Below are 21602 nucleotides of genomic sequence, written 5' to 3' on the forward strand. Positions count from 1 at the left end.
CGATAGGGCGCGACCGGTTTCAGCTCCACGGCATCGACGCGCAGACCCTACGCGCCGTTCGCCGCCCTCCAGTCGCCGATCAGCCGGCGAAGCTCGTCTTTGCGCGCGTCCGTCGCGAACGAGGCGATGATGGAGTTCTCGGCGAGGGTGGCGAGCTCGTGGGCGTCGAACCCGATGGCGGCGACGGCGTCGTAGTTGGCGCCGACGTAGCCGCCGAAGTAGGCCGGATCGTCGGAGTTGATGGTGACGAGCACCCCCGCGTCGAACAGTGCGCGAAGCGGGTGCGACCGGATGTCGGCGACGGCGCGCAGCCGCACGTTCGAGAGCGGGCAGACCGTGAGCGGGATCCGGTGCTCGACGAGGTAGTTGACCAGGTCGGCGTCTTCGATGGCGCGGATGCCGTGGTCGACGCGGTCGACCTGCAGGTCGGTGAGGGCTTCCCAGATGTACGCGGGCGGACCCTCCTCGCCCGCGTGAGCGACCCGGCGAAGCCCCAGGCTCTCGGCGCGCGCGAAGAGGCTCGCGAAGAGGGCCGGCGGATAGCCGACCTCGGCGGAGTCCAGCCCGACCCCCAGCAGCTCGTGCGCACGCGGCGCGATCTCGTCGAAGAGCGCCTCTGCCGATTCGACCGGAAGGTCGCGGACGAAACAGAGGATGAGCCCCCCGGTGATGTCCCATCGGCGCTCAGCCTCGCGGAACGCTGCGAGAAGACCGTCCATGACGACGCCCGGTGACACACCGTTGCGCTGGTGCACCTGCGCGTCGAAGAACATCTCCACGTGGCGCACGCCATCGGCGTGCGCGCGCGCGAAGTAGGCCAGCGCGAGGTCGGTGAAGTCCGCTTCTGTGCGAAGCACGGTCATGCAGACGTAGTACAGGTCGAGAAATGATCCGAGGTCGGTGAAGTCGTACCGGTCGCGCAGTTCCTCGACGTCTGCGAACGGCAGCTGCACGCCGTTTCGCGCCGCGAGCTCGAAGGCCAGCTCGGGTTCGAGCGTGCCTTCGATGTGCAGGTGCAGCTCCGCCTTCGCGAGGCTGCCGGTCTCGTCTTCGAGCGTTGCCGCCGACATCAGTCTCCTCAGGATCCAACCCAGGCCATCGGTACCAATCGACGCAAGTGCTCATAGAACCGGCGCCGCTTGACAAACCAATCATGCCATTGGTTCTATCGAGGAGCGACTCTCGTCGTGACCCGCACCCTTAGCTTCTTCTCGGTGCTTCTCCTCATCCCTAGGACACACCCGACATGACCACGCGTTCCCGCACCCGCACGTCCCTCATCGCCTCGGCGACCGCCCTCCTCGCCGCGCCCCTGCTGCTGGCGGGATGCTCCACTCCGCCGCCTGTCGACGAGGGCGGTGCATCCGGAGACAGCGACTTCATCGCGTGCGCCGTCTCGGGATCGGGCGGATGGAACGACAAGTCCTTCAACGAGCAGGTCTACGAGGGCCTGCAGACCGCGAAGAGCGATCTCGGCGTCACCGTCATCCCCTTCGAGTCGAAGACCGCCGATGACTTCCGCCCCGGCCTGGAATCGCTCGTCGACCAGGGCTGCAACCTCATCTTCAGCATCGGCTTCGACGCGAACGACGCCGTCAACGACGCGGCCGCAGCCAACCCCGACATCGACTTCGTCACGGTCGACGGCTTCGTGAAGGACGAGGCGACCACGAACCTGAAGGCCGTCACCTACGCGATGAGCGAGTCGGCGTTCCTGGGCGGCTACCTCGCGGCAGCGCACAGCGAGACGCACACGATCGGCACGTTCGGCGCGATCCAGAACGGTGCGATCACCGACTTCATGACCGGGTACTACAACGGCGCGCAGCAGTGGGCGGCAGACAACGACACGCCCACCCAGGTGCTCGGCTGGGATCCGGCCACCGAGACGGGCGTCTTCGTCGGCGACTTCGTCAACCAGGTGACCGCCAAGTCGATCTCGGCCGCGCAGCTCGATCAGGGAGCCGACGTGCTCTTCCCCGTCGCCGGCCCTCTCTTCGCCGCGACCGGTGAGGCGATCAAGGACTCCGGCAAGGACGTCGTCTTCATCGGCGTCGACTCCGACGTCGCGGTGACCGCCCCCGACTATGCCGCCATGATCCTCACCTCGGTCGAGAAGCGCACGACCGCGGCCGTGCTCGAGATCATCGCGCAGGCCAGCGCGGGCGAGTTCACCCCCGAGGCATACGTCGGAACGCTCGCCAACGCGGGCACGGGACTCTCGGCCTTCCACGACTTCGCCTCGGCGGTGAGCCCCGAACTGCAGAACGCCCTCGACGAACTCGCGACGCAGATCATCGACGGCTCCCTCGACACCCTCGGCTGAGCCCGGCTCCTCACGCAGAAGGCGCGCGCATGAAACTGGAGCTGCGAGGCATCACGAAGCGGTTCGGACCGCTCGTGGCCAACGACCGCATCGACCTCGAGGTTCTTCCCGGGCAGATCCACTGCCTGCTCGGTGAGAACGGCGCCGGCAAGTCGACGCTGATGAACATCCTCTACGGGCTGTACCGCGCCGAAGAGGGCGAGATCCTCCTCGACGGTGTGCCGCAGCACTTCGGCGGACCCGGCGACGCGATGCAGGCCGGGATCGGGATGGTCCACCAGCACTTCATGCTCATCCCGGTCTTCACCGTGACCGAGAACGTCATGCTGGGCCACGAGAACTCCCGGCGCGGTGGGCGGCTGAACACGGATGCCGGGCGGCAGACCGTGCGACGCATCTCGCAGCAGCTGGGGTTCGAGATCGACCCGGATGCCCTCGTCGAAGACCTGCCGGTCGGTGTGCAGCAGCGCGTCGAGATCGTCAAAGCCCTCTCGCGTCAGGCGAAAGTGCTCGTCTTCGATGAGCCGACGGCCGTGCTCACGCCGCAGGAGACGGACGAGCTCATGCAGATCATGCGCCAGTTGCGGGATGCCGGTACCGCGATCGTGTTCATCACGCACAAGCTGCGCGAAGTGCGCGAAGTCGCCGACACCATCACCGTCATGCGCCACGGGAAGATCGTCGGCCAGGCCGCTCCGACGGCGAGCAGCGCGGAGCTCGCGACGATGATGGTCGGCCGTCCCGTGCAGCTGACGGTCGACAAGAAGCCGGCGCAGCCGCAGCAGGACGGCGGTCTCGTCGTCGACAACCTCACGGTGCTCGATGCCAACGGGCACCGTGCCGTCGACCGGGTCTCGTTCCACGCTCGCGCCGGCGAGATCCTCGCCGTGGCCGGGGTGCAGGGCAATGGGCAGACCGAACTGGTCGAGGCGATCATGGGTCTGCGCGAGGCGACGAGCGGCAGCATCCGTCTGGATGACACGTCGCTCACGGGAATGGACGTCCGCGACATCATCGCTGCCGGTGTCGGATACGTGCCCGAAGACCGGCACCACGACGCCATCGTGTCCGAGTTCACGCTGGCCGAGAACCTGATGCTCAACCGGTCGCACGACCGACCCTTCGTCGCGCACGCGACGATCCAGAATCAGGCGCTCGATCAGTTCAGTCGAGATCGGATGGACGAGTTCGATGTGCGTGCGGGCGGTATCGACAGCCCGATCGGCACGCTCTCGGGCGGCAATCAGCAGAAGGTCGTTCTGGCGCGCGAGCTCAGCCGCGACCTGCGCGTGTTCATCGCCTCGCAGCCGACCCGCGGGATCGATGTCGGATCGATCGAGTTCGTGCACAACCGCATCGTCGACGCGCGCGACGCCGGCGTCGCCGTGCTCGTCGTATCCACCGAGCTCGACGAGGTCGCCGCCCTCGCGGACCGGATCATGGTGATGTACCACGGTCAGATCGTCGGCATCGTGCCCGCGGACACCCCGCGCGACGACCTCGGCCTCATGATGGCCGGCATCCTTCCCGACGCCCAGGAGGCGACCGCATGACCATGCCTGCCTCCGAGCAGACCCGATCGGGCAGTCGAGACCGGCGGCGCCGTGTCGACTGGCACGGCGCGCTGCGCGCCGCGACGACGGGCAGCGCCATGATCGCGGTGCTGTCCATCGTGGTCGCCCTCTTCATCGGCGCGGTCCTGATCGCCGCGACGAACGACGACGTCATCGCGGCATCCGCCTACTTCTTCGGGCGCCCCATGGACATGCTCGTCGCGATCTGGGAGGCGGTGACCGGTGCCTACGGCGCGCTGTTCCGCGGGTCGGTCATCAACTTCTCGGCACCCGACTTCCCCTCGGCGATCAAGCCGCTGACCGACACCCTCACCTTCGCGACCCCGCTCATCATCGCGGGGCTGGGCGTGGCGATGGCGTTCCGCGCGGGCCTGTTCAACATCGGCGGCCGCGGACAGATGCTCATCGCCGCGGGAGCCGCCGGCTGGGTCGGCTTCACCCTCGACCTGCCGTGGGGCCTGCACATGCTCGCCGCCGTCGTCGCCGGCATCATCGGCGGAGCACTGTGGGGCGGTCTCGTCGGCCTGCTCAAGGCACGCACCGGCGCGCACGAAGTGATCACGACGATCATGCTGAACTACGTCGCGTTCTACCTGATCTCGTACCTGCTGCGCACGCCGCTGCTGCAGGCGCCGGGTCAGAACAACGCCAAGTCGCCGCCCATCGACGACACCGCCGTCTTCCCGCTGCTCCTCGGCGACCGCTACAACCTGCACTTCGGCTTCGTCCTCGCCGTCGTCGTCACGATCGGCGGCGCCTGGCTGATCAACCGGTCCTCGATCGGCTTCCGCTTCCGCGCCGTCGGGTTCAACCCGCACGCCGCCCGGGTCGCCGGCATCGACGTCGGCCGCACCTACGTGCTCGCCATGCTCGTCTCGGGCGGCCTCCTCGGCCTCGCCGGCGCGAGCCAGGTGCTCGGCACCAACACCTCGGGCTTCACCGGCGGGGTGGACGCCGGAATCGGGTTCGACGCGATCATCGTCGCCCTGCTCGGACGCTCCCGCCCCTGGGGCGTCTTCGCCGCCGGCATCCTCTTCGGCGCCTTCAAAGCCGGCGGGTTCGTCATGCAGGCTTCCGAGGGCGTGTCCGCCGACATCGTCGTGGTCGTGCAGGCGATCATCGTGCTGCTCATCGCCGCACCGCCGCTGGTCCGGGCCATCTTCCACCTGCCCCAGCCCAGCACGACCTTCGCGAAGGGTGCGGTGTCATGACGGTCCCCACGATCACCCCGCTCGTCCCGACCGAAGACGACGACATCCCCACGCCCCGCAGCTGGCGCACCCCGACGATCCTCGCGACCCTCGCCCTCGCCGCGACGGCGCTGTTCCTGGGCATCCCGCGCACGCAGGCGACGACGTTCCGGCTCTCCACCGACACCGACGTCATCGCTCTCCCCGACCTCGTCGTGCCCGGTTCCGCCGCCGTCGTCGCTGCGGTGCTGCTCCTCATCGGGGCGGGCACGTCAGCCGTGCGGGCGTATCGGCACCGACCGACGCCCCTGTGGGTCAGCGTCGTGTTCGGCGTCGTCCTGGTCAACGGCTTCCTGATCTGGGCGGGGTCCGGAGCGACCCTCCCGCTCACGGGTCTGCTCGTCGGAACCCTCAGCGTCTCGGTGCCGCTGATCTACGGCTCGCTCAGCGGCGTGATCTCCGAGCGCGTCGGGGTCGTCAACGTCGCGATCGAGGCGCAGTTCCTCGCCGGTGCGTTCTCGGGTGCCGTCGCGGCATCCCTCACCGGCAACCTCTTCGCGGGCCTCGTCGCCGCCATGATCGCGGGGATGCTGGTGGGCGCGGTGCTCGCGGTGTTCTCGATCCGCTACGTCGTCGATCAGGTCATCGTCGGCATCGTCCTGAACGTGCTCGTCACGGGGTTCACGGCCTTCCTGTTCACGCAGGTGCTGAGCCCCAACGCCGCGGCCTTGAACTCGCCGCCCCGGTTCGCGGCGCTTCCCATCCCGTTCCTCGCCGACATCCCGATCATCGGGCCCGTGCTGTTCCAGCAGACACTCATCGTCTACGTCATGTACGTCGCCGTCGCGGTGGTCTGGTACGCCCTGTTCCACACGACGTGGGGTCTGCGCGTCCGCGCTGTGGGCGAGCACCCGCAGGCCGCCGACACGGTCGGCATCCCGGTCAATCGCACGAGGTTCCGCACCGTCGTGCTCGGGGGTCTGGTCGCCGGTCTCGGCGGCTCGTACTTCACCCTCGGGTCGGTCGGCTCGTTCAACATCGATATGACTGCCGGCGCGGGGTTCATCGCGCTCGCCGCCGTGATCTTCGGGCGGTGGGACCCCATCCGCTCGACCCTGGCGGCGCTTCTGTTCGGCTTCGCCAGCAGCCTGCAATACGTTCTCAGCATCATCGGCTCTCCCGTGCCGAGCGAGCTCATGCTGATGCTGCCCTATGTCGTCACGATCTTCGCCGTCGCCGGTCTCGTCGGACACGTCCGCGGACCCGCCGCGGCCGGCAAACCCTACGTGACCGCATGAACCAGACCCCCACACCCGCGAGGACCACGATGACCGACGACGAGTTGATCGCCCTTCTGCGCCCCGACTCCGCGCGCGCGGGGACCCCCGCGACGCAGCTGCGCGATGCCCTGGAGGCGCTCATCGACAACGGCACTCTCGAGAGCGGCCGCCGCCTGCCGACGGAACGGCACCTCGCCGAGACGCTCGACATCTCGCGGCTCGCGGTGCGGCAGGCACTCGAGGCGCTCCAGGCGCGCGGCGCCGTCGAGCGACGGCAGGGCTCGGGAACCTACGTGTCGTCGGCGCGCATCGAGGGCAACCTGCACCTGCTGAGCGGACTCTCCGACGAATTGAGCAGCGCGCAGCGGACGGTCACGACCCGCGTGCTGCAGTTCGGCTACTGCGCCGCCGACACCGCCGTGCGCGACGCGCTCGGGGTGGGGCCCGACGCGCTCGCCGTCATCCGGCTCGTGCGGGTGCGCTCGGTCGATGGCATCGCCTCGACCTTCGAGACATCCTGGCTGCCGTCGCCGATCGCCGCGCATCTGCTGGGGCAGGACCTCACGGATGCTTCGCTGTTCCGCCTGCTCGCCGAGACCCGCGGAATCGTTCCCGATCACGCCACGGAACGGCTGCGCAGCACCGTCTTGGACGCACAGGAGGCGCAGCAGCTCGAGACGCACGCCGGTGCGCCCGCGTTCCGCGTCAACCGCACGACGTACGACGCCGACGGTGCGCCCATCGAGTACGTCGAGACCCTGCTGCGCGGCGACCGGTACTTCTACGCCACGACGCTCGAGGCACCGCACCGGCTGCCCGACGCATCCGAACGTCTCAGCCAGTTCGAGACCCTCGCGGTGGACACCCGATGAGCATGTGGCCCGTCCGCCGGTTTCGCGACCTCACCCTGATCGATTCGCCCGACGGCAGCACGATCGTCATCGCCTGCGACTCGGTGGGCGGCATCGGATCGAAATCGTGCGACACGTTCACGACGGATGCACGTGCCGTGACCCATTTCGCCGCTCGCGTGCCGCTGCTCGAGGTGCTCGCCGCCGGCGCCGCCCCGACGGTGATCGTGGACACCTTGAGCGTCGAGAAGGACCCCTCGGCGATCGACATGATCGACGAGATCAGGGCGATGGCTCTCGAGCTGGGACTCGACCCCGACGTGAGCGTCACCGGCAGCACGGAAGACAACGTCGCCACGATCGCGACGGGCATCGGCGTCACCGTGATCGGCATCGCCCCGGCGGGCGCTTTCCGCGCGACGCGTGCCCGAGCCGGCGACCACGTCTACGCGGTCGGGGTGCCGCTGTCGGCCCCGCAGGACCGGTTGATCCCCGGCGACCCGCGGATGCCGGGTATCGCCGAGGTCGCTCTGCTGGCCGGCATGGACGGCGTGCACGAACTGCTGCCCGTCGGCTCGCAGGGCATCGCACACGAGATCGCACAGCTCGCGCAGGGCCTCGTGGTCACGGCCGCCGGGCCCCACCGCATCGACCGGGCCGTCACCTCCGGCCCCTCCACCTGCGTCCTCGTCGCCGTCGCGCCAGAGGCCGCCGGCACGCTCGCTCTTCGCGACGATCTCCCGATCGAGCTCGTCGCGACCCTCAGCACCGACAGTCCCAGTGAAAGGCACCACTCATGACCGCATCCACACTCACCACGGCGGCCATCGTGACGGACCGAGCCCGTGGCGCGCTCTACGGGGTCGCGCTCGGCGACGCGATGGGAATGCCCGGAGAGCTCTGGTCCCGCGCGAAGGTCGTCGACACGTTCGGCTGGATCGATCGGTTCCTGGATGCACCCGAGGGGCACCCCATCGTCGACGGGTGGGTCGCCGGCCAGGTGACCGACGACACCCAGCAGATGGTCATGCTCGCGGAATCCATCATCAACGCCGGTGGCACGGTCGACGTGCGCACGCTCGCCCGCGATCTCGTCGCCTGGGCGGACCGCGTCGGCGCGACCGAGGGCCGTTTTCTCGGGCCGACGAGCGCGCGCGTGATCCACGCGCTGCGCGAAGGTGCCGATCCGCTCGACACGGGAGTGGCCGGCCTCACCAACGGCGCCGCGATGCGCATCGCGCCGGTCGGAGTGCTGTGCCCCAGCGACGACCTCGAGAAGCTGGTCGATCAGGTCGAGGCGACCTGCGTCATCGCCCACCTCACCAACATCGCGATCGCCGGTGCCGCGATGATCGCGGCGGTCGTCTCGACCGGCATCGACGCACCCGAGGGCCAGAGCCGCGACGAGACCGTTGCCGCCGCGATCGACGCCGCGTACCGTGCCTGCGCGATCGGCATGACGCGCGGCAAGGATGAAGCGGCGGCGTCGCTTCTTCGCCGCACCGAGCTCGCCGTCGAGGCCGCGCGAAGCGACCGCAGCGACGACGACTTCCTGCAGTACGTCTACGACGTCGTCGGCGCCAACACCGACACCACCGAGTCGGTGCCCGCCGCCCTCGGTCTCGTCGTGCGCGCGGACGGCGACCCGGTCCGGGTCGCCGTCCTCTCGGCCAACCTCGGCGGTGACACCGACACCGTCGGCGCGATGGCCGGCGGGATGTGCGGTGCGATCGCCGGATACAGCGCCATCCCCGAAGAGATGAGCGAGCAGCTCGTGCGCGTCAACGAGCTCGACATCGAGCCGGTCATCGCGAAGCTCGTGGGCTACCGGCGGGCTGCGGTCTAGTCCTGCCGTGCCCGTGCCCGAACCCTGGCGCGGGCACGGGCCTCGACGACAGGAGCTGCGGCTGGACGCGCGTCAAACGCTCGCGGCTTCCGAAACCAGCGCGTCGATTGCGCTCGGAGCAAGTCTGTCCTCGATGACCATAAGCGCGGCGCCGCGGACACCCGCGTCGACGCCGCCCTGCGCGGGAACGATGCTCAGGTGCTGCGTCGCGAGAGGTATGGACCGCCGGTAGACGACCTCGCGGACACCCGCGATGATCTCTTGCACATGGACGCCGAGCCGCCCACCCACGACGACCGTCGAAGGATTGAGCATGCTCACACAGATGGCAGCGACCTCACCGATCGCTCGGCCCGCCTCGCGTGCTGCGGCGATCGCGCTCGGATCGCCGACCCGGATGCGATCAACGACGTTGGCGGGATCGACCGACTCTCCGGTCGCTTCGCTCAACTCTTGCGCGATGGCGGGTCCGCTCGCCGTCGCCTCGAGGTCATTCTCTCCGCGTCCATGCGGTACCTGGACGTGACCGATGTCACCGGCCGATCCGCGAGCGCCGCGCTGCAGAATACCTCCCGAGATGATTCCCGCACCGATTCCCGTCGATACCTTGATGAAGAGAAGATCGTCGACGTCGGGCCATGCGGTCGCGCGCTCGCCGAGCGCGAGCAGGTTGACGTCGTTGTCGACGAGCACGGGGACATCGAATCGGCGACGGACGAAGGCCGGGATGTCGAATCCATCCCACCCGGGCATGATCGGTGGTCTGATCGGACGCCCCGAAGAGTGCTCGACGGGACCGGGGACCCCGACGCCGACGCCGAGCAGTGAGACCGGATCCGTCCCGCACTCCGCCATCAGCTGTGACGCGGAATCGAGCGCGAGCCCGAGGATCTCATCGGGGCCGGACGCGATGTCGAGCACGTGCTGCTGCTGCGCGACGACGTTGCCCCGCAGGTCGGTGAGTCCGACCGTGCCGTGAGTCGCGCCGAGGTCGATGCCCACGATCGATCGCGATCGGGCGTCGAAGGCGAACCGGCTCGGCGGGCGTCCTCCGGATGACGCAGCGGTGCCAGCTGGAGCTATGAGCTCTAGCTGTGCGAGCGCTGCCATCCGAACGACCACCGTCGTTCGCGCAAGCCCGGTCTCGAGGACGAGCTCGGCGCGGGTTCGCGCGCGTCCGTCTCGGAGGATCTGGAACAGGTCACCCACTCCAGTCATCGGGGGCAGCGACATTGCTCGTACCTTCCGGATCGTTCCGACGCATTCTGGTGCGTGAAACGTTACCGGACTGAGGACTTGCGATTCTCGAGAAGGCAACATTTGACTTACAAAAGTCAAAAGGAGTATGGTCGGATCCATTCACTACGAGGAGGTAGGTAAACCATGAAGCTCGCATACGAGGCGAATGCCTGGGGCGGCGTCGTCGGAACGCCCAGCTCGGTGACCGACCTGCCGACCGGCTTCTATCTGACTCCCGGCGAGATCGGCCCTACGCTCGAGGCGATCGCCCGAAACGGTTTCAGCGGTGTCGAACTCTTCGACGGGAACCTCCTTGCTGTCGAGAGCCATCTGGGGGGCTTTCGCAAGGCGCTTTCCGACAACGGCCTGGAACTCGCGGGCGTCTACTCGGGCGGCCACTTCATCTACCGGGACGCACACGAAGACGAGTACGCCCGCTTCGAACGCTCGATAGCGCTGGCTGCAAACGCAGGCGCGCGCCACTATGTCATTGGTGGCGGAGCGATTCGCAGCACTGGTCGTCGTGACGACGACTTCCTCGTGATGGGGGAACTGCTCGACCGTGTCGCCGATAAGGCGCGTTCGGAAGGCCTCGTGCCGAGCTACCACCCGCATCTCGGTAGCCTCGCCGAGACGGGAGCGCAGGTTGACGCACTCTTCGCAGCGTCGGACATCGGCCTCTGCGCCGACGTAGCGCACCTGGCGGCAGGTGGCTCGGATCCGGCCGAGATCATCCGTCGGTATGCAGATCGCCTCGACTACGTCCACCTCAAGGACGCCGACCTCACAGCCGGCGGCTTCCTCCCGCTCGGCGCCGGCGACGTCGACCTCGCATCCGTCGTCGAAGCCGTCCGGGCAGCCGGCTATGACGACTGGATCACCGTGGAACTCGACGGTTACGACGGCGACCTGAATGCCGCCGCTGCCACCAGCCGTGCCTTCCTCACGGAGCACGGGCTCGCCGACTGACGCACCGGACACACCGAGCGGCGTACTCACGCCAGCTCACACAGCAAAGGAGATGTGAATGAGAAAGTTCACCAAGCCGCTCATCGCGATCGCGGCCTTCGCGACGGTGCTGGGCCTTGCAGCCTGCACCCCTGCCAGCGAAGGCGGACAGGCCGAGGTCGATGCGGATGTCGCGGCACAGATCGATGCCGCCCTCGAAGAGGTCACCGGACAAGTTCTCAGCGACGGTCCCAATGGGGAGGAGCCCTCGCCGTTCTCCGTCACGGAGATGACGGACGAACAGGTCGCTGAAGTCGCCGGCATGGGCCTCACCGCGGCAATCGTCATGCACTACGGCGGCAACGACTGGGCCAACGCGCAGATCGCCGGCCTCAACGCCGAATTCGACCGACTCGGCATCAGGGTCATCGCGACCACTGACGCCGACTTCGATCCCGCGAAGCAGGTGTCCGACATCGAGACGGTGCTCGCGCAGAACCCCGACATCATCATCTCGATCCCCACCGATCCAATCGCGACCGCGGGCGCATACCGTCGCGCTGCCGAGCAGGGCGTGAAGCTCGTCTTCATGGACAACGTGCCAGATGGGTTCGTCGCCGGTGAGGACTACGTCTCGATGGTCTCCGCAGACAACTACGGCAACGGCGTCACATCCGCCTACTTGCTCGCCCGCGCACTCGGCGGGCAGGGAACGATCGGGGTCATCTATCACGAAGCGGACTTCTTCGTCACGCAGCAGCGGTACGACGGCTTCATGGCCACGATCACCGAAGAGTTCCCCGACATCGAGATCGTGCAGGAACAGGGCATCGCCGGTCCGGACTTCGCCGGTGACGCGCAGGGTGTCGCCAACGCGATGCTCACCCGCAACGCGGACCTCGACGGCATCTGGGCCGTCTGGGATGTTCCCGCCGAGGGTGTGATGGCGGCCGCGCGAGAGACGGGACGCACCGACATCAAGATCGCCACCGAAGACCTCGGCACCAATGTCGCCATCGCACTCGCTCGCAACCAGATGATCGTCGGTCTGGGCGCGCAGCTCCCGTACGACCAGGGCGTCGCCGAAGCCCGGTTGGCAGCGCTGAGCATGCTGGGTGTCGAGGTGCCGCCGTACGTGGCGCTGAGCTCCCTCCCTGTCGACCACGACAACGTGCTCGAGGCATGGGAGACCGTGTACCACGCCGAGCCCCCGGCAGCCGTCAAGGACGCCTTCACCGACTGATCACCCCCCTGGGGGCGGGCCGTGGACGCCGCGGGCCGCCCCTCGACCTCGCACAGGAGAAAGACATGCAGGACGTCAACATCGCTCTCATCGGCGGCGGTTTCATGGGTAAAGCCCACTCGCTCGCGTACGCGGCCATGCCGATGTTCTTCTGGCCTGCTCCCGCGCGGCCGGTTCGCAAGACCATCGTCGATGTCACTGAGGAGCTCGCCTCCACAGCAGCGGAGCGCTACGGCTGGGAAGGCTATGCCACGTCGTGGCAGGACGTCGTCGCCGACCCGACAATCGACGTCATCGACATCGCGACGCCGAACCATCTTCATGCCGAGATCGCCATCGCGGCGGCCGAGGCCGGCAAGCACATCATCTGCGAGAAGCCGCTGGCTCCCACCGCCACGGACGCCAAGCGGATGCTGGATGCTGTCGAGAAGGCCGGCGTCGTGAGCGCCGTAGCCTTCAACTACCGTCGAACGCCCGCCGTGGCCCTCGCGAAGAAGTACATCGACGAGGGCGCGATCGGCAGCATCCTGAACTTCCGCGGCACGTACCTGCAGGACTGGAGTGCGGACCCCGACTCTCCGCTGAGCTGGCGCTTCGAGAAGAAGATCGCCGGATCGGGTGCCGTCGGTGACATCGGTTCGCATGTCGTCGACCTCGCCCGCTACCTCGTCGGCGAAATCAGCGAAGTGAACTCCGTCGTCTCAACCTTCATCAAGGACCGCCCGCTGCAGTCGGGCGGGTTCGACGCACTGGGCGGAGCTTCGAAGTCGGGCGGACCGCGCGGTGAAGTCGACGTCGATGACGAGGCGATCACTCTCGTGAAGTTCCGCGACGGCGCCGTCGGCTCGATCGAGGCGACCCGCAACGCCTGGGGTCGCAACAATTTCCTGACGTTCGAGATCCACGGGACGGAAGGATCGATCGTCTTCAACTACGAGAACCGTGACGAACTACAGGTCGTGTTCAAGAGCGATCCTGCGGACCGTCGCGGATTCCGCACCGTGTACACGGGGCCGAACACGCCGTACGGGGACGCCCTGTGGCCGATCCCTGCGATCGGTATCGGCTACGGCGAGACGAAGATCATCGAGGCTTACGAGTTCATGAAGGCGATCGCCGAGGGTGGCGCGGTCCGGCCTGATTTCGCCGACGGCTACCAGACCGCCCTCGTCGACGAGGCAATCCTCGACTCCGGCCGCACCGGTGCGTGGACTGCCGTCACGGAACACATCCGGGGACGATGATGACGGTGTCCGACGTCGAGGAGTCCGTGCCGACGGTCCGCATGAGGAACGTCGTCAAGAACTTCGGTCCCGTCAGCGTCCTCAAGAAGGTCGACATCGACATCCGCGCCGGCGAAGTTCACGCCCTCGCCGGCGAGAACGGCGCCGGCAAGTCGACGCTCATGAAGATCCTGCAGGGCGTCTACACCATCACGTCGGGCACCATTGAGGTCGACGGTCGAGAGGTCGTGATCCGCAACACCGCAGACGCTGAGCGTGCCGGCATCGGTATGGTCTTCCAGGAGTTCAGCCTCATTCCGTCGATGACGGTTGCGCAGAACATCTCGCTGAACAGGGAGAAGCGCGGACGCTTCGGACTGGTCGACGACCGCGCCGGTGAAGCGGAGGCCCGCCGCATCTTCGACGACCTCGGCGTGGCCCTCGACCCGCGGGTGACGGTCGGCGATCTCGGCACCGCGTATTGGCAGCTCGTCGAGATCGCGAAAGCGATCGCGAAGGACGCGAAGGTGCTTGTCATGGACGAGCCCACCGCGAGTCTGGCCAAGCACGAAGTGGCGAATCTCTTCGGACTCATCGAGCGGCTGAAGAGCAGAGGGATCGCGATCGTCTACATTTCCCATCGCATGGACGAGATCCGGCAGGTCGCCGACCGCATCACAGTGCTGCGCGATGGCAGCGTCGTGCTCAGCGAGCGGTTGTCCGAACTCACCTCGCCGCAGATCATCGAAGCCATCATCGGTCGTCGACTGGCCAGCGACCTGGTGTATCGCGAGCGGGATCGGGATCCGGACGCACCGGTGGTGCTGTCTGCAGAGGGAGTTGCCAGCGACCGCGTCCTCCGCTCCGTCGGCCTGTCCGTCCGCGCAGGCGAGATCGTCGGTCTCGCGGGACTGATGGGCAGTGGCCGGACCGAGTTCGCCCGCGTTCTGAGCGGGATGGACAAGCCCACGCGTGGGGAGCTGCGGATCGACGGAGAAAAAACCGTGTTCTCGGGCCCGCGTGCTGCGCAGCGCGCGGGTATCGCCTTGATCCCCGAGGATCGGCGAGAACAGGGTCTCGTGCTGGATCACTCGGTTTCCGACAACCTTGTGCTTCCTGTCCTCGACACCATCATGACGGGACCTTTCGTCAGCCCGTCGAAGACGGCACGTCTCACCGAGCGTCTGGTGAGAACCTACGAGGTGAAGGTGGCTGATCCGTATGCGCCCGTGAGCCTGCTGTCGGGCGGCAACCAGCAAAAGGTCGTCGTCGCGAAGTGGATCAACACCGCCCCCCGACTGCTCGTGATGGATGAGCCCACGGCCGGCGTCGACATCGGCACGAAGACCGAGATCCTCGACATGGTCCGCGAATTCGCCTCTCAGGGCAACGCCGTCGTCTTCATCTCCTCGGAGCTCCCCGAGCTGCTCGCCGTGGCCGACCGGATCGTCGTCCTCCGTGAGGGCCGCACGTACCGCGTGCTGGATCGCACCGAGGTCGAGAGCGAAGAGCAACTTCAACTCATCATCCAAGGAGAAGCCGCATGAGCAGCACCGTGACGACGGACAAGCCGTCGTTCATCACCCGGATCACCGCGCGCATGGACTGGCGTAGCAACATCATCTACGTCGCATTCATCCTCGTGTTCATCCTCTTCGCGGTGACACTCGGCGACAGCGGCTTCCTGTCCGGCACGAACCTGCTCAACATCGTTCGCCAGACGGCGACGATCTCGGTCATGGCGGTCGCGATGACATTCGTCATCGCGAACGCCGAGATCGACCTCAGCGTCGGTTCTGTCGCAGGTCTTTCATCGGTCGTCACCGCCATGGCCGTCACGCACTACGGACTGCTTCCGGGCATCCTCGCAGGACTCGCCTCGGGTGCCGTCATCGGCGCGGTCAACGGCGGTCTCGTGGCGTGGCTCAAGATCCCCTCCTTCCTGGTGACGCTCGGGATGCTGGGGCTCGCGGCTGGGCTCGCGCAATGGATCACGGGGTCAGCGCCGCAGCCGATCACTGACCCGGTCTACGTCCTCATCTTCGGTGGCGGAGATTTCGGACCCGTGCCCGGCCTTCTGGTCTGGACGGTGCTCGCCGTCGCCGTCGGTTGGATCGTGATGAACCGCACCCGCTACGGGCGGCAGGTGCTCGCGACCGGCGGCAACCCGACGGCTGCGGCCTACACGGGCATTCGCACGGCGAGGATCAAGTTCACGGTCCTGCTGACATCGGGCGTGGTGGCCGCGCTCGCGGGAATGCTCTACGCCGGCCGTCTGGAATCCGGCCATTTCCAGTGGGGCCAGGGTGACGAACTCACCGTCATCGCCGCGGTCATCCTCGGTGGGACGAGCTTGTTCGGCGGTCGCGGTGCGATCATCGGCACGCTCTTCGGTTCGCTATTCATGGGCCTCGTCAACAACGGTCTGATTCTCGCGGGTCTCGACGTCGCACAGCAGCAAGTCGTCCGCGGTGGGATCATCATCGCGGCAGTCGCCTTGTCGAGGAAGAAGTGACGGCTGTGCGTCCCGTGCGCAGCGGAATCATCGGGACAGGATTCATGGGCGCCGTGCACACCCGCGCCGTACGTGCGGCCGGTGGAACCGTGGCCGCCTATGCGGGCCGCGACCTTGATCGCGTTGCGGATGCCGCCGGGCGCGCCGGCATCGAGCGTGTGCTGACACCGGAGGCACTGATCACCGACCCCGACATCGACGTCGTGCACGTGTGCACACCGAATTCGCAGCACGTTCAGTTCACGGCTGCGGCGATCGCTGCGGGTAAGCACGTGGTGTGCGAGAAGCCCCTCGCGCTGAACGCGGACGACGCGATCGCTCTCGACCGAGCGGCGCGGGCGGCCGGCGTCGTCAATGTCGTTCCGTTCGTCTACCGCTACTATCCGGCGGTGCGGGAGGCTCGTGCCCGAATCGCCCGCACGGATGACCGCATCTGGCTCGCTCACGGACACTACCTGCAGGATTGGCTCGCCGACCGCGACGCCTACAACTGGCGGGTGGGGGAGGGTGAGTCTCGAGCATTTGCCGACATCGGCGTGCACTGGTGCGATCTGTTCGAGTTCATGAGCGGTCACCGAATTTCACGGCTGTCCGCGAGGTCCACTCGCCTTCACGACGCCCGTACCGCTCCACACGGTGAGGTTCCCGTCGAAACGGAGGACGCCGTCACGATGCTCTTCGAGACCGATCGGGGCGCTTCGGGCAGTGTGGTGATCTCACAGGCGAGCCGCGGCCGGAAGAACCGCCTCTGGATCGAGCTGGACGGTGCGGGTTCGTCGTATGCGTTCGATCAGGAGAACCCCGACCGACTTGAGATCGGCACGGCAGAGGGCACCCTCATTGTTCCCAAGGGCGTAGAGACCATGCCCGATCCCGAGGTCGGTCGCTACATCACAACTCCATCGGGACACGCGCAGGGATACCAGGATGCCTTCACGTTGCTTATGAGTGAGATGATCTCGGCTGTGCGCGGACACGCAGTCGGGGGCATGCCCACCTTCGCCGATGGAGTGCGTGCGGCGCGCATCACAGACGCGGTCATCGCCTCTTCGCGCCAGGGGGGGTGGGCCGATCTCGACATCGCCGCGCTTGGGAGGATCGCGTGACTCAGACTTCGCACCCGGTGACGTTGTTCACGGGACAGTGGGCCGACCTGCCTTTGGAAGAGGTGGCCCGCCTCGCCGCCGAATGGGGCTACGACGGGCTCGAGATCGCGGCATCCGGAGATCATCTCGATCTTCGCCGCGCCGACGAGGACGACGCCTACCTCCGGTCGCGCCGGGACGTGCTCGATCGGCACGGCTTGCGGGTGTTCGCGATCTCGAACCACCTCGCAGGTCAGGCCGTCTGCGATGCCCCGATCGATTTCCGACACCAGGCCATCCTGCGCGAGTACGTGTGGGGTGACGGCGAACCTGAGGGCGTGCGCCAGCGGGCCGCCGAGGACATGAAGCGCGCGGCGCGCGTGGCACGCAAGCTCGACGTGGACACGGTGGTCGGATTCACGGGATCTTCGATCTGGCCGTACCTCGCCTTGTTCCCTCCTGTGTCGGCGGAGATTATCGACCACGGCTACGAGGACTTCGCGGAGCGGTGGAACCCGATCCTCGACGTCTTCGACGGGGAGGGCGTGCGGTTCGCGCACGAGGTCCATCCCGGCGAGATCGCCTATGACTATTGGACATCGGTGCGCACGCTGGAGGCGATCGACCACCGCGATGCATTCGGATTCAATTGGGATCCGTCGCACATGATGTGGCAGAACATCGATCCTGTCGGCTTCATCAGCGACTTCCGCGATCGCATTTACCACGTTGATTGCAAAGACACGCGGCTCCGAGCACCCAATGGGCGTGCGGGGGTGCTCGGTTCACACCTCGCGTGGGGTGATCCGCGGCGTCCGTGGGACTTCGTCTCGACGGGCCATGGTGATGTCCCGTGGGAGGACGCGTTTCGGGCGCTGCGCGCCATAGGCTACGACGGCCCGATCTCGATCGAGTGGGAAGACGCCGGAATGGACCGTCTGCACGGTGCAGCCGAAGCCGTGCGATTCGTGCGGTCTCTGCTGTGGAAGAGACCGGACGCATCCTTCGACGCGGCATTCTCACACCAATGAGTGGGTTTCCCTGACGCGCGTCACCCCCACAGCCCGGCCGAGCCGAGCACCTTCGCGGGCGTCAGGCGGATGACGACACGCAGCGGGTTCGGACGCGGCTGCCGGTAGCGGGCGGCGTAGAGCGCGACCGCGTGGGCGACCGCGTCCGGCTCGCGCTCGATGACGGCCGTGCCGGCGATGCTCGCCCACTGCGGGCCCGCCACCTGGGCCACCGTCGCGCGCGGGTCCCGCTCGATGTTGCGCACCTTCTGGCTGCCGTCCGAGGTGATGATGCGGATCACGCCGGCGTCGTCGAGCGTGTAGCCCACGGCGACGACATGGATGCCGGAATCCGGGCCGAGCGTCGAGAGGGTCGCGAGGTGGTATTCGGTGAAGAACCGTCGTCCGTCGTCGGTCAGGGTGGCGAGAGAAGTCATCCGCCCATTCTCTCGCGGCATCCGCGAATCCCGCCGTGAATCCAAACCCCTTGCGCTCACCAACTACTTTGCAGTACAAAGTAGGTATGAACGCACACACGGAAGGCACAGACGAGGACGCACCGCTCGCCCCTGAGCAGATGCTGGCGCTTCTGGAGAACCAGCGGCGCAGCGTCGAGGGCCAGGTCGCGAGCTTCGTCCCGACGATCATCCTGACGTGGGGCATCGCCTGGCTCGCCGGGTTCGGCGTGCTGTGGATGATCGACGGCCTGAAGCCCGATCTCTCGATCCCGCTCCCCGTCGCGGCCACGATCTTCGCGATCCTGATCGTGGGAGCCATCGTGCTCTCGGCGATACTGGGCATCCGTTCCGGCCGGGGCATGCGCGGCAACGCGGGCGACGCCTTCCAAGGCATCGTCTACGGCTGCGCCTGGATGCTCGGCGGCATCGCCATCGCCGTCTTCGGACAGGGTCTGATCGTCAACGGCATGGATCCTGAGGTCGCGAACATCTACTACCCCGTCGCCTACGTGCTCTTCGCGGGGCTCATGTACGTGGTCTCGGGTGCGATGTGGCGCGCCGTGCCGGCTCTGATCCTCGGGGTCTGGACGATCATCGTGGGCCTGGTCGCCCCGTTCTTCGGCTACCCCACGCACTACCTCTTCATGGCGCTGGCCGGCGGGCTCGGACTCATCGCGCTCGCCGTGGCGGCATTCATCCATCTCGCGCGACTGCGTCGCACGATCGCCAGGGCGGGTGAGGTGCGTCGTGGATGAGCTCGACCCCGTCATACACGCACAGGCGCGACTGCGCATCACTTCGGCGCTGGCGACTCTGGATGCCGGTGAGCAGATCGCCTTCCCGCGCCTTCAGGAGCTGCTCGGCATGACCGCCGGCAACCTCTCGACGCACCTGCGCAAGCTCGAGGACGCCGGCTACGTCGCCGTCGAGAAGACGCACGAGCGGCGCACCCCCGTGACGTACATCGCGCTGACCCGCACCGGCCGGCGCGCCTTCGAGGACTATATGGACGCTCTGCGGTCCATGCTGGGAGAGATGAAATGAGCGCTTCGCGACCGCCGCTCGCATCGCTGCGCGGCGTCACCCGCCGTTACGGCGACACGATCGCCGTCGACGATGTCACCCTCGAGATCCAGCCGGGGCAGATCGTCGGCATGCTGGGCCCGAACGGTGCCGGAAAGTCCACGATCCTCTCGCTCATCCAGGGCCTTCGCCGCCCGAGCGCGGGCAGCGTGACGCTCTTCGGCGGCGACCCGCGCGATGCGCCGAACCGGATGCGTCTGGGCGCGACCCCGCAGGAGACGGCGCTGCCCGATGCGCTGCGCGTCGGCGAAGTCATCGACTTCGTCGGGCGTCACTTCGATCGACGCACGCCGCCCGCCGCCCTCGCCGAGCAGTTCGGTCTCACCGATCTGCTGCGCCGCCAGACCGGGTCCCTCTCCGGCGGCCAGAAGCGGCGGCTGGGCGTCGCGCTCGCCTTCGCCGGGACCCCCGACCTCGTCCTCCTCGACGAGCCGACGACAGGGCTCGACATCGACGGGCGCCGGGCCCTGTGGGACGCCATCCGCGCCCAGCACGACACCGGCGTCACGGTCATCGTCACGAGTCACTACCTCGAAGAGATCGAAGCGCTCGCCGAACGCGTCGTCGTCATCGGAGAGGGCCGCGTGCTCGCCGACGACCGGCTCGACGCCGTGCTGGGGCACGTCGGGCGCAGCCGGGTCGCGATGAAGACCGCGGATGCCGCGGCCATCGCACGGCTGGACACCTCCGGCTTCCACAAGACCGACGGCGACACCGAGGTGTTCACGACCACCGACTCGGACCGATTCATCGGCGACCTCGTGCGCAGCGGCATCCCGTTCCGGGATCTGACCGTACGCGGCGCGACCCTCGAAGAGGCGTTCCTCGCGCTCACGCGCACGGCCGACACCGCAACGACGACAGAGAGGCCTGCAGCATGACCACCACGATGGATGCCGCCACCCGGGTCGCCGATGCGCCACGGGCGCCCGCAGTCGCGCGACTGACGGCGCTTCACGCGAAATACACCCTGGTCGAGTTGTCCCGCACGCCGATCGCGATCATCGGGGCGATCGCGTTCCCGTCGCTCGCGCTGCTGTTCTTCGTCGTGCCGAACTCGACGGTCGCCTCGAACCCCGCGTTCGCGACGCAGGCGGTCATCTCGTTGTCGGTGTTCGCCGTCATGGCGAACGGGCTGTTCAGCTTCGGGCTCACGATCGCCGAGAACCGGCAGAAGCCGTGGGACCCGTACTTGCGCACGCTGCCCGCCCCGGGGATCGTGCGCGTGCTCGCGCAGATCTTCTCGACCGGCCTCATGGGGTTCGTCGCGATCCTTCCGGTCATCGTGATCGGCGCGCTCTTCACCGCCGCCGAGGCGTCGGCCGGCGGCATCCTGCTCGGACTCGTCGCCCTTGCCGTATCGGCGCTGCCGTTCATGCTGATCGGCATCTGCATCGGCTACGCGCTGCCCATGGCGGGGGCGATCGCCGTCGTGCAGGTCGTCATGTTCGGCCTCGCGTTCGCGGGCGGGCTGTTCCTGCCGCCCCTCATGTTCGCGGACTGGCTGAACGCGCTGTCGATGTGGTTCCCCTCGCGACAGGCGCGCGAGCTGGTCATCTGGGCCGTGCAGGGCGGTGAGCTGCCGTGGTGGGTCTGGACCGGCATCCTCGTCTGGACCGTGGTGCTGCTCGTCGCGGCGCTGACGCTGTTCCGTCGCGACGAAGGACGCCGCTACCGCTGACGCCCGCACAGGGTCGATTTCGGACGGTCGCGTATCCTTGCGCCATGACC

General features: G+C 67.5%; 21 protein-coding genes. 18 read left to right on the top strand and 3 right to left on the bottom strand.

Going from position 1 to position 21602, the window contains the following annotated elements:
* Positions 1-47: 47 nt before the first annotated feature.
* Positions 48-1070, bottom strand: coding sequence for an adenosine deaminase (locus ACWIBS_RS08660; protein ID WP_376128999.1), 1023 nt, complete (start codon positions 1068-1070; stop codon positions 48-50).
* 176 nt (positions 1071-1246) lie between these two features.
* Here ACWIBS_RS08660 and ACWIBS_RS08665 point away from each other — a divergent pair, with 176 nt between their 5' ends.
* From ACWIBS_RS08665 to ACWIBS_RS08695, 7 genes are read left to right on the top strand one after another with little or no spacing between them, the layout of a single operon-like run.
* Positions 1247-2326, top strand: a complete 1080-nt coding sequence (locus tag ACWIBS_RS08665) for a BMP family lipoprotein (RefSeq protein ID WP_376128997.1) — start codon at positions 1247-1249, stop codon at positions 2324-2326.
* Positions 2327-2355: 29 nt separating this feature from the next.
* Positions 2356-3879: an ABC transporter ATP-binding protein gene (locus ACWIBS_RS08670; protein ID WP_376128995.1), complete on the top strand. Its 1524-nt coding sequence runs from the start codon at positions 2356-2358 to the stop codon at positions 3877-3879.
* A gap of 2 nt (positions 3880-3881) precedes the next feature.
* Positions 3882-5111 (top strand): ABC transporter permease, encoded by a 1230-nt coding sequence (locus ACWIBS_RS08675; RefSeq protein ID WP_376129063.1) that lies wholly within the window; start codon positions 3882-3884, stop codon positions 5109-5111.
* Positions 5108-6388 carry an ABC transporter permease gene (locus tag ACWIBS_RS08680; protein ID WP_376128993.1) on the top strand — a complete coding sequence of 427 codons (1281 nt, stop codon included), beginning with the start codon at positions 5108-5110 and terminating at the stop codon, positions 6386-6388. The genes ACWIBS_RS08675 and ACWIBS_RS08680 overlap by 4 nt, the downstream gene beginning before the upstream one ends.
* Positions 6385-7242 (top strand): GntR family transcriptional regulator, encoded by an 858-nt coding sequence (locus tag ACWIBS_RS08685; RefSeq protein ID WP_454136809.1) that lies wholly within the window; start codon positions 6385-6387, stop codon positions 7240-7242. Before ACWIBS_RS08680 ends, ACWIBS_RS08685 begins: the two co-directional genes overlap by 4 nt.
* Entirely contained in the window at positions 7239-8021 is a 783-nt protein-coding gene (locus ACWIBS_RS08690; RefSeq protein ID WP_376128989.1) for a hypothetical protein, read from the top strand. The genes ACWIBS_RS08685 and ACWIBS_RS08690 overlap by 4 nt, the downstream gene beginning before the upstream one ends.
* Positions 8018-9067, top strand: a complete 1050-nt coding sequence (locus tag ACWIBS_RS08695; RefSeq protein ID WP_376128988.1) for an ADP-ribosylglycohydrolase family protein — start codon at positions 8018-8020, stop codon at positions 9065-9067. Before ACWIBS_RS08690 ends, ACWIBS_RS08695 begins: the two co-directional genes overlap by 4 nt.
* A 72-nt stretch (positions 9068-9139) precedes the next feature.
* Here ACWIBS_RS08695 and ACWIBS_RS08700 read toward each other — a convergent pair whose 3' ends face one another.
* Positions 9140-10300 carry an ROK family protein gene (locus ACWIBS_RS08700; RefSeq protein ID WP_454136812.1) on the bottom strand — a complete coding sequence of 387 codons (1161 nt, stop codon included), beginning with the start codon at positions 10298-10300 and terminating at the stop codon, positions 9140-9142.
* A gap of 150 nt (positions 10301-10450) precedes the next feature.
* Between ACWIBS_RS08700 and ACWIBS_RS08705 the strand changes: the two genes are divergently transcribed.
* From ACWIBS_RS08705 to ACWIBS_RS08735, 7 genes are all read left to right on the top strand, one after another.
* Positions 10451-11275, top strand: a complete 825-nt coding sequence (locus ACWIBS_RS08705) for a sugar phosphate isomerase/epimerase family protein (protein ID WP_376128984.1) — start codon at positions 10451-10453, stop codon at positions 11273-11275.
* A gap of 58 nt (positions 11276-11333) precedes the next feature.
* Positions 11334-12497: a substrate-binding domain-containing protein gene (locus ACWIBS_RS08710; RefSeq protein WP_376128982.1), complete on the top strand. Its 1164-nt coding sequence runs from the start codon at positions 11334-11336 to the stop codon at positions 12495-12497.
* Between the two features lie 65 nt (positions 12498-12562).
* Positions 12563-13741, top strand: coding sequence for a levoglucosan dehydrogenase (locus ACWIBS_RS08715; protein ID WP_376128980.1), 1179 nt, complete (start codon positions 12563-12565; stop codon positions 13739-13741).
* A gap of 5 nt (positions 13742-13746) precedes the next feature.
* Positions 13747-15267: a sugar ABC transporter ATP-binding protein gene (locus tag ACWIBS_RS08720; protein WP_376128978.1), complete on the top strand. Its 1521-nt coding sequence runs from the start codon at positions 13747-13749 to the stop codon at positions 15265-15267.
* On the top strand, positions 15264-16235 hold the full coding sequence (locus ACWIBS_RS08725; protein WP_454136815.1) for an ABC transporter permease: 972 nt from the start codon (positions 15264-15266) through the stop codon (positions 16233-16235). Before ACWIBS_RS08720 ends, ACWIBS_RS08725 begins: the two co-directional genes overlap by 4 nt.
* On the top strand, positions 16232-17341 hold the full coding sequence (locus ACWIBS_RS08730) for a Gfo/Idh/MocA family protein (protein ID WP_376127051.1): 1110 nt from the start codon (positions 16232-16234) through the stop codon (positions 17339-17341). The genes ACWIBS_RS08725 and ACWIBS_RS08730 overlap by 4 nt, the downstream gene beginning before the upstream one ends.
* The gene (locus ACWIBS_RS08735; protein ID WP_376127049.1) at positions 17338-18351 is read left to right on the top strand and encodes a sugar phosphate isomerase/epimerase family protein; all 1014 of its coding nucleotides are present in this window, start codon (positions 17338-17340) and stop codon (positions 18349-18351) included. The genes ACWIBS_RS08730 and ACWIBS_RS08735 overlap by 4 nt, the downstream gene beginning before the upstream one ends.
* Before the next feature lie 20 nt (positions 18352-18371).
* Here the strand turns inward: ACWIBS_RS08735 and ACWIBS_RS08740 are convergent, their stop codons facing one another.
* Positions 18372-18767, bottom strand: coding sequence for a PPOX class F420-dependent oxidoreductase (locus ACWIBS_RS08740; RefSeq protein ID WP_376127047.1), 396 nt, complete (start codon positions 18765-18767; stop codon positions 18372-18374).
* An 86-nt stretch (positions 18768-18853) separates the two neighbouring features.
* Here ACWIBS_RS08740 and ACWIBS_RS08745 point away from each other — a divergent pair, with 86 nt between their 5' ends.
* From ACWIBS_RS08745 to ACWIBS_RS08760, 4 genes are read left to right on the top strand one after another with little or no spacing between them, the layout of a single operon-like run.
* Positions 18854-19543, top strand: coding sequence for a hypothetical protein (locus ACWIBS_RS08745; RefSeq protein WP_376127045.1), 690 nt, complete (start codon positions 18854-18856; stop codon positions 19541-19543).
* Complete coding sequence (locus tag ACWIBS_RS08750; RefSeq protein WP_376127043.1) at positions 19536-19832, top strand: transcriptional regulator; 297 nt, start codon at positions 19536-19538, stop codon at positions 19830-19832. Before ACWIBS_RS08745 ends, ACWIBS_RS08750 begins: the two co-directional genes overlap by 8 nt.
* Positions 19829-20752 (top strand): ABC transporter ATP-binding protein, encoded by a 924-nt coding sequence (locus ACWIBS_RS08755; protein WP_376127041.1) that lies wholly within the window; start codon positions 19829-19831, stop codon positions 20750-20752. The genes ACWIBS_RS08750 and ACWIBS_RS08755 overlap by 4 nt, the downstream gene beginning before the upstream one ends.
* Positions 20749-21552 (top strand): ABC transporter permease, encoded by an 804-nt coding sequence (locus ACWIBS_RS08760; protein WP_376127039.1) that lies wholly within the window; start codon positions 20749-20751, stop codon positions 21550-21552. The genes ACWIBS_RS08755 and ACWIBS_RS08760 overlap by 4 nt, the downstream gene beginning before the upstream one ends.
* Positions 21553-21602 lie beyond the last annotated feature (50 nt).

It is taken from the genome of Microbacterium sp. NPDC055442 (assembly GCF_053644215.1).

Coding starts and splice junctions, on each gene's coding strand:
- ACWIBS_RS08660 (WP_376128999.1), bottom strand. CDS start 1,070: ATGTCGGCGGCAACGCTCGAAGACGAGACCGGCAGCCTCGCGAAGGCG.
- ACWIBS_RS08665 (WP_376128997.1), top strand. CDS start 1,247: ATGACCACGCGTTCCCGCACCCGCACGTCCCTCATCGCCTCGGCGACC.
- ACWIBS_RS08670 (WP_376128995.1), top strand. CDS start 2,356: ATGAAACTGGAGCTGCGAGGCATCACGAAGCGGTTCGGACCGCTCGTG.
- ACWIBS_RS08675 (WP_376129063.1), top strand. CDS start 3,882: ATGCCTGCCTCCGAGCAGACCCGATCGGGCAGTCGAGACCGGCGGCGC.
- ACWIBS_RS08680 (WP_376128993.1), top strand. CDS start 5,108: ATGACGGTCCCCACGATCACCCCGCTCGTCCCGACCGAAGACGACGAC.
- ACWIBS_RS08685 (WP_454136809.1), top strand. CDS start 6,385: ATGAACCAGACCCCCACACCCGCGAGGACCACGATGACCGACGACGAG.
- ACWIBS_RS08690 (WP_376128989.1), top strand. CDS start 7,239: ATGAGCATGTGGCCCGTCCGCCGGTTTCGCGACCTCACCCTGATCGAT.
- ACWIBS_RS08695 (WP_376128988.1), top strand. CDS start 8,018: ATGACCGCATCCACACTCACCACGGCGGCCATCGTGACGGACCGAGCC.
- ACWIBS_RS08700 (WP_454136812.1), bottom strand. CDS start 10,300: ATGTCGCTGCCCCCGATGACTGGAGTGGGTGACCTGTTCCAGATCCTC.
- ACWIBS_RS08705 (WP_376128984.1), top strand. CDS start 10,451: ATGAAGCTCGCATACGAGGCGAATGCCTGGGGCGGCGTCGTCGGAACG.
- ACWIBS_RS08710 (WP_376128982.1), top strand. CDS start 11,334: ATGAGAAAGTTCACCAAGCCGCTCATCGCGATCGCGGCCTTCGCGACG.
- ACWIBS_RS08715 (WP_376128980.1), top strand. CDS start 12,563: ATGCAGGACGTCAACATCGCTCTCATCGGCGGCGGTTTCATGGGTAAA.
- ACWIBS_RS08725 (WP_454136815.1), top strand. CDS start 15,264: ATGAGCAGCACCGTGACGACGGACAAGCCGTCGTTCATCACCCGGATC.
- ACWIBS_RS08740 (WP_376127047.1), bottom strand. CDS start 18,767: ATGACTTCTCTCGCCACCCTGACCGACGACGGACGACGGTTCTTCACC.
- ACWIBS_RS08745 (WP_376127045.1), top strand. CDS start 18,854: ATGAACGCACACACGGAAGGCACAGACGAGGACGCACCGCTCGCCCCT.
- ACWIBS_RS08755 (WP_376127041.1), top strand. CDS start 19,829: ATGAGCGCTTCGCGACCGCCGCTCGCATCGCTGCGCGGCGTCACCCGC.
- ACWIBS_RS08760 (WP_376127039.1), top strand. CDS start 20,749: ATGACCACCACGATGGATGCCGCCACCCGGGTCGCCGATGCGCCACGG.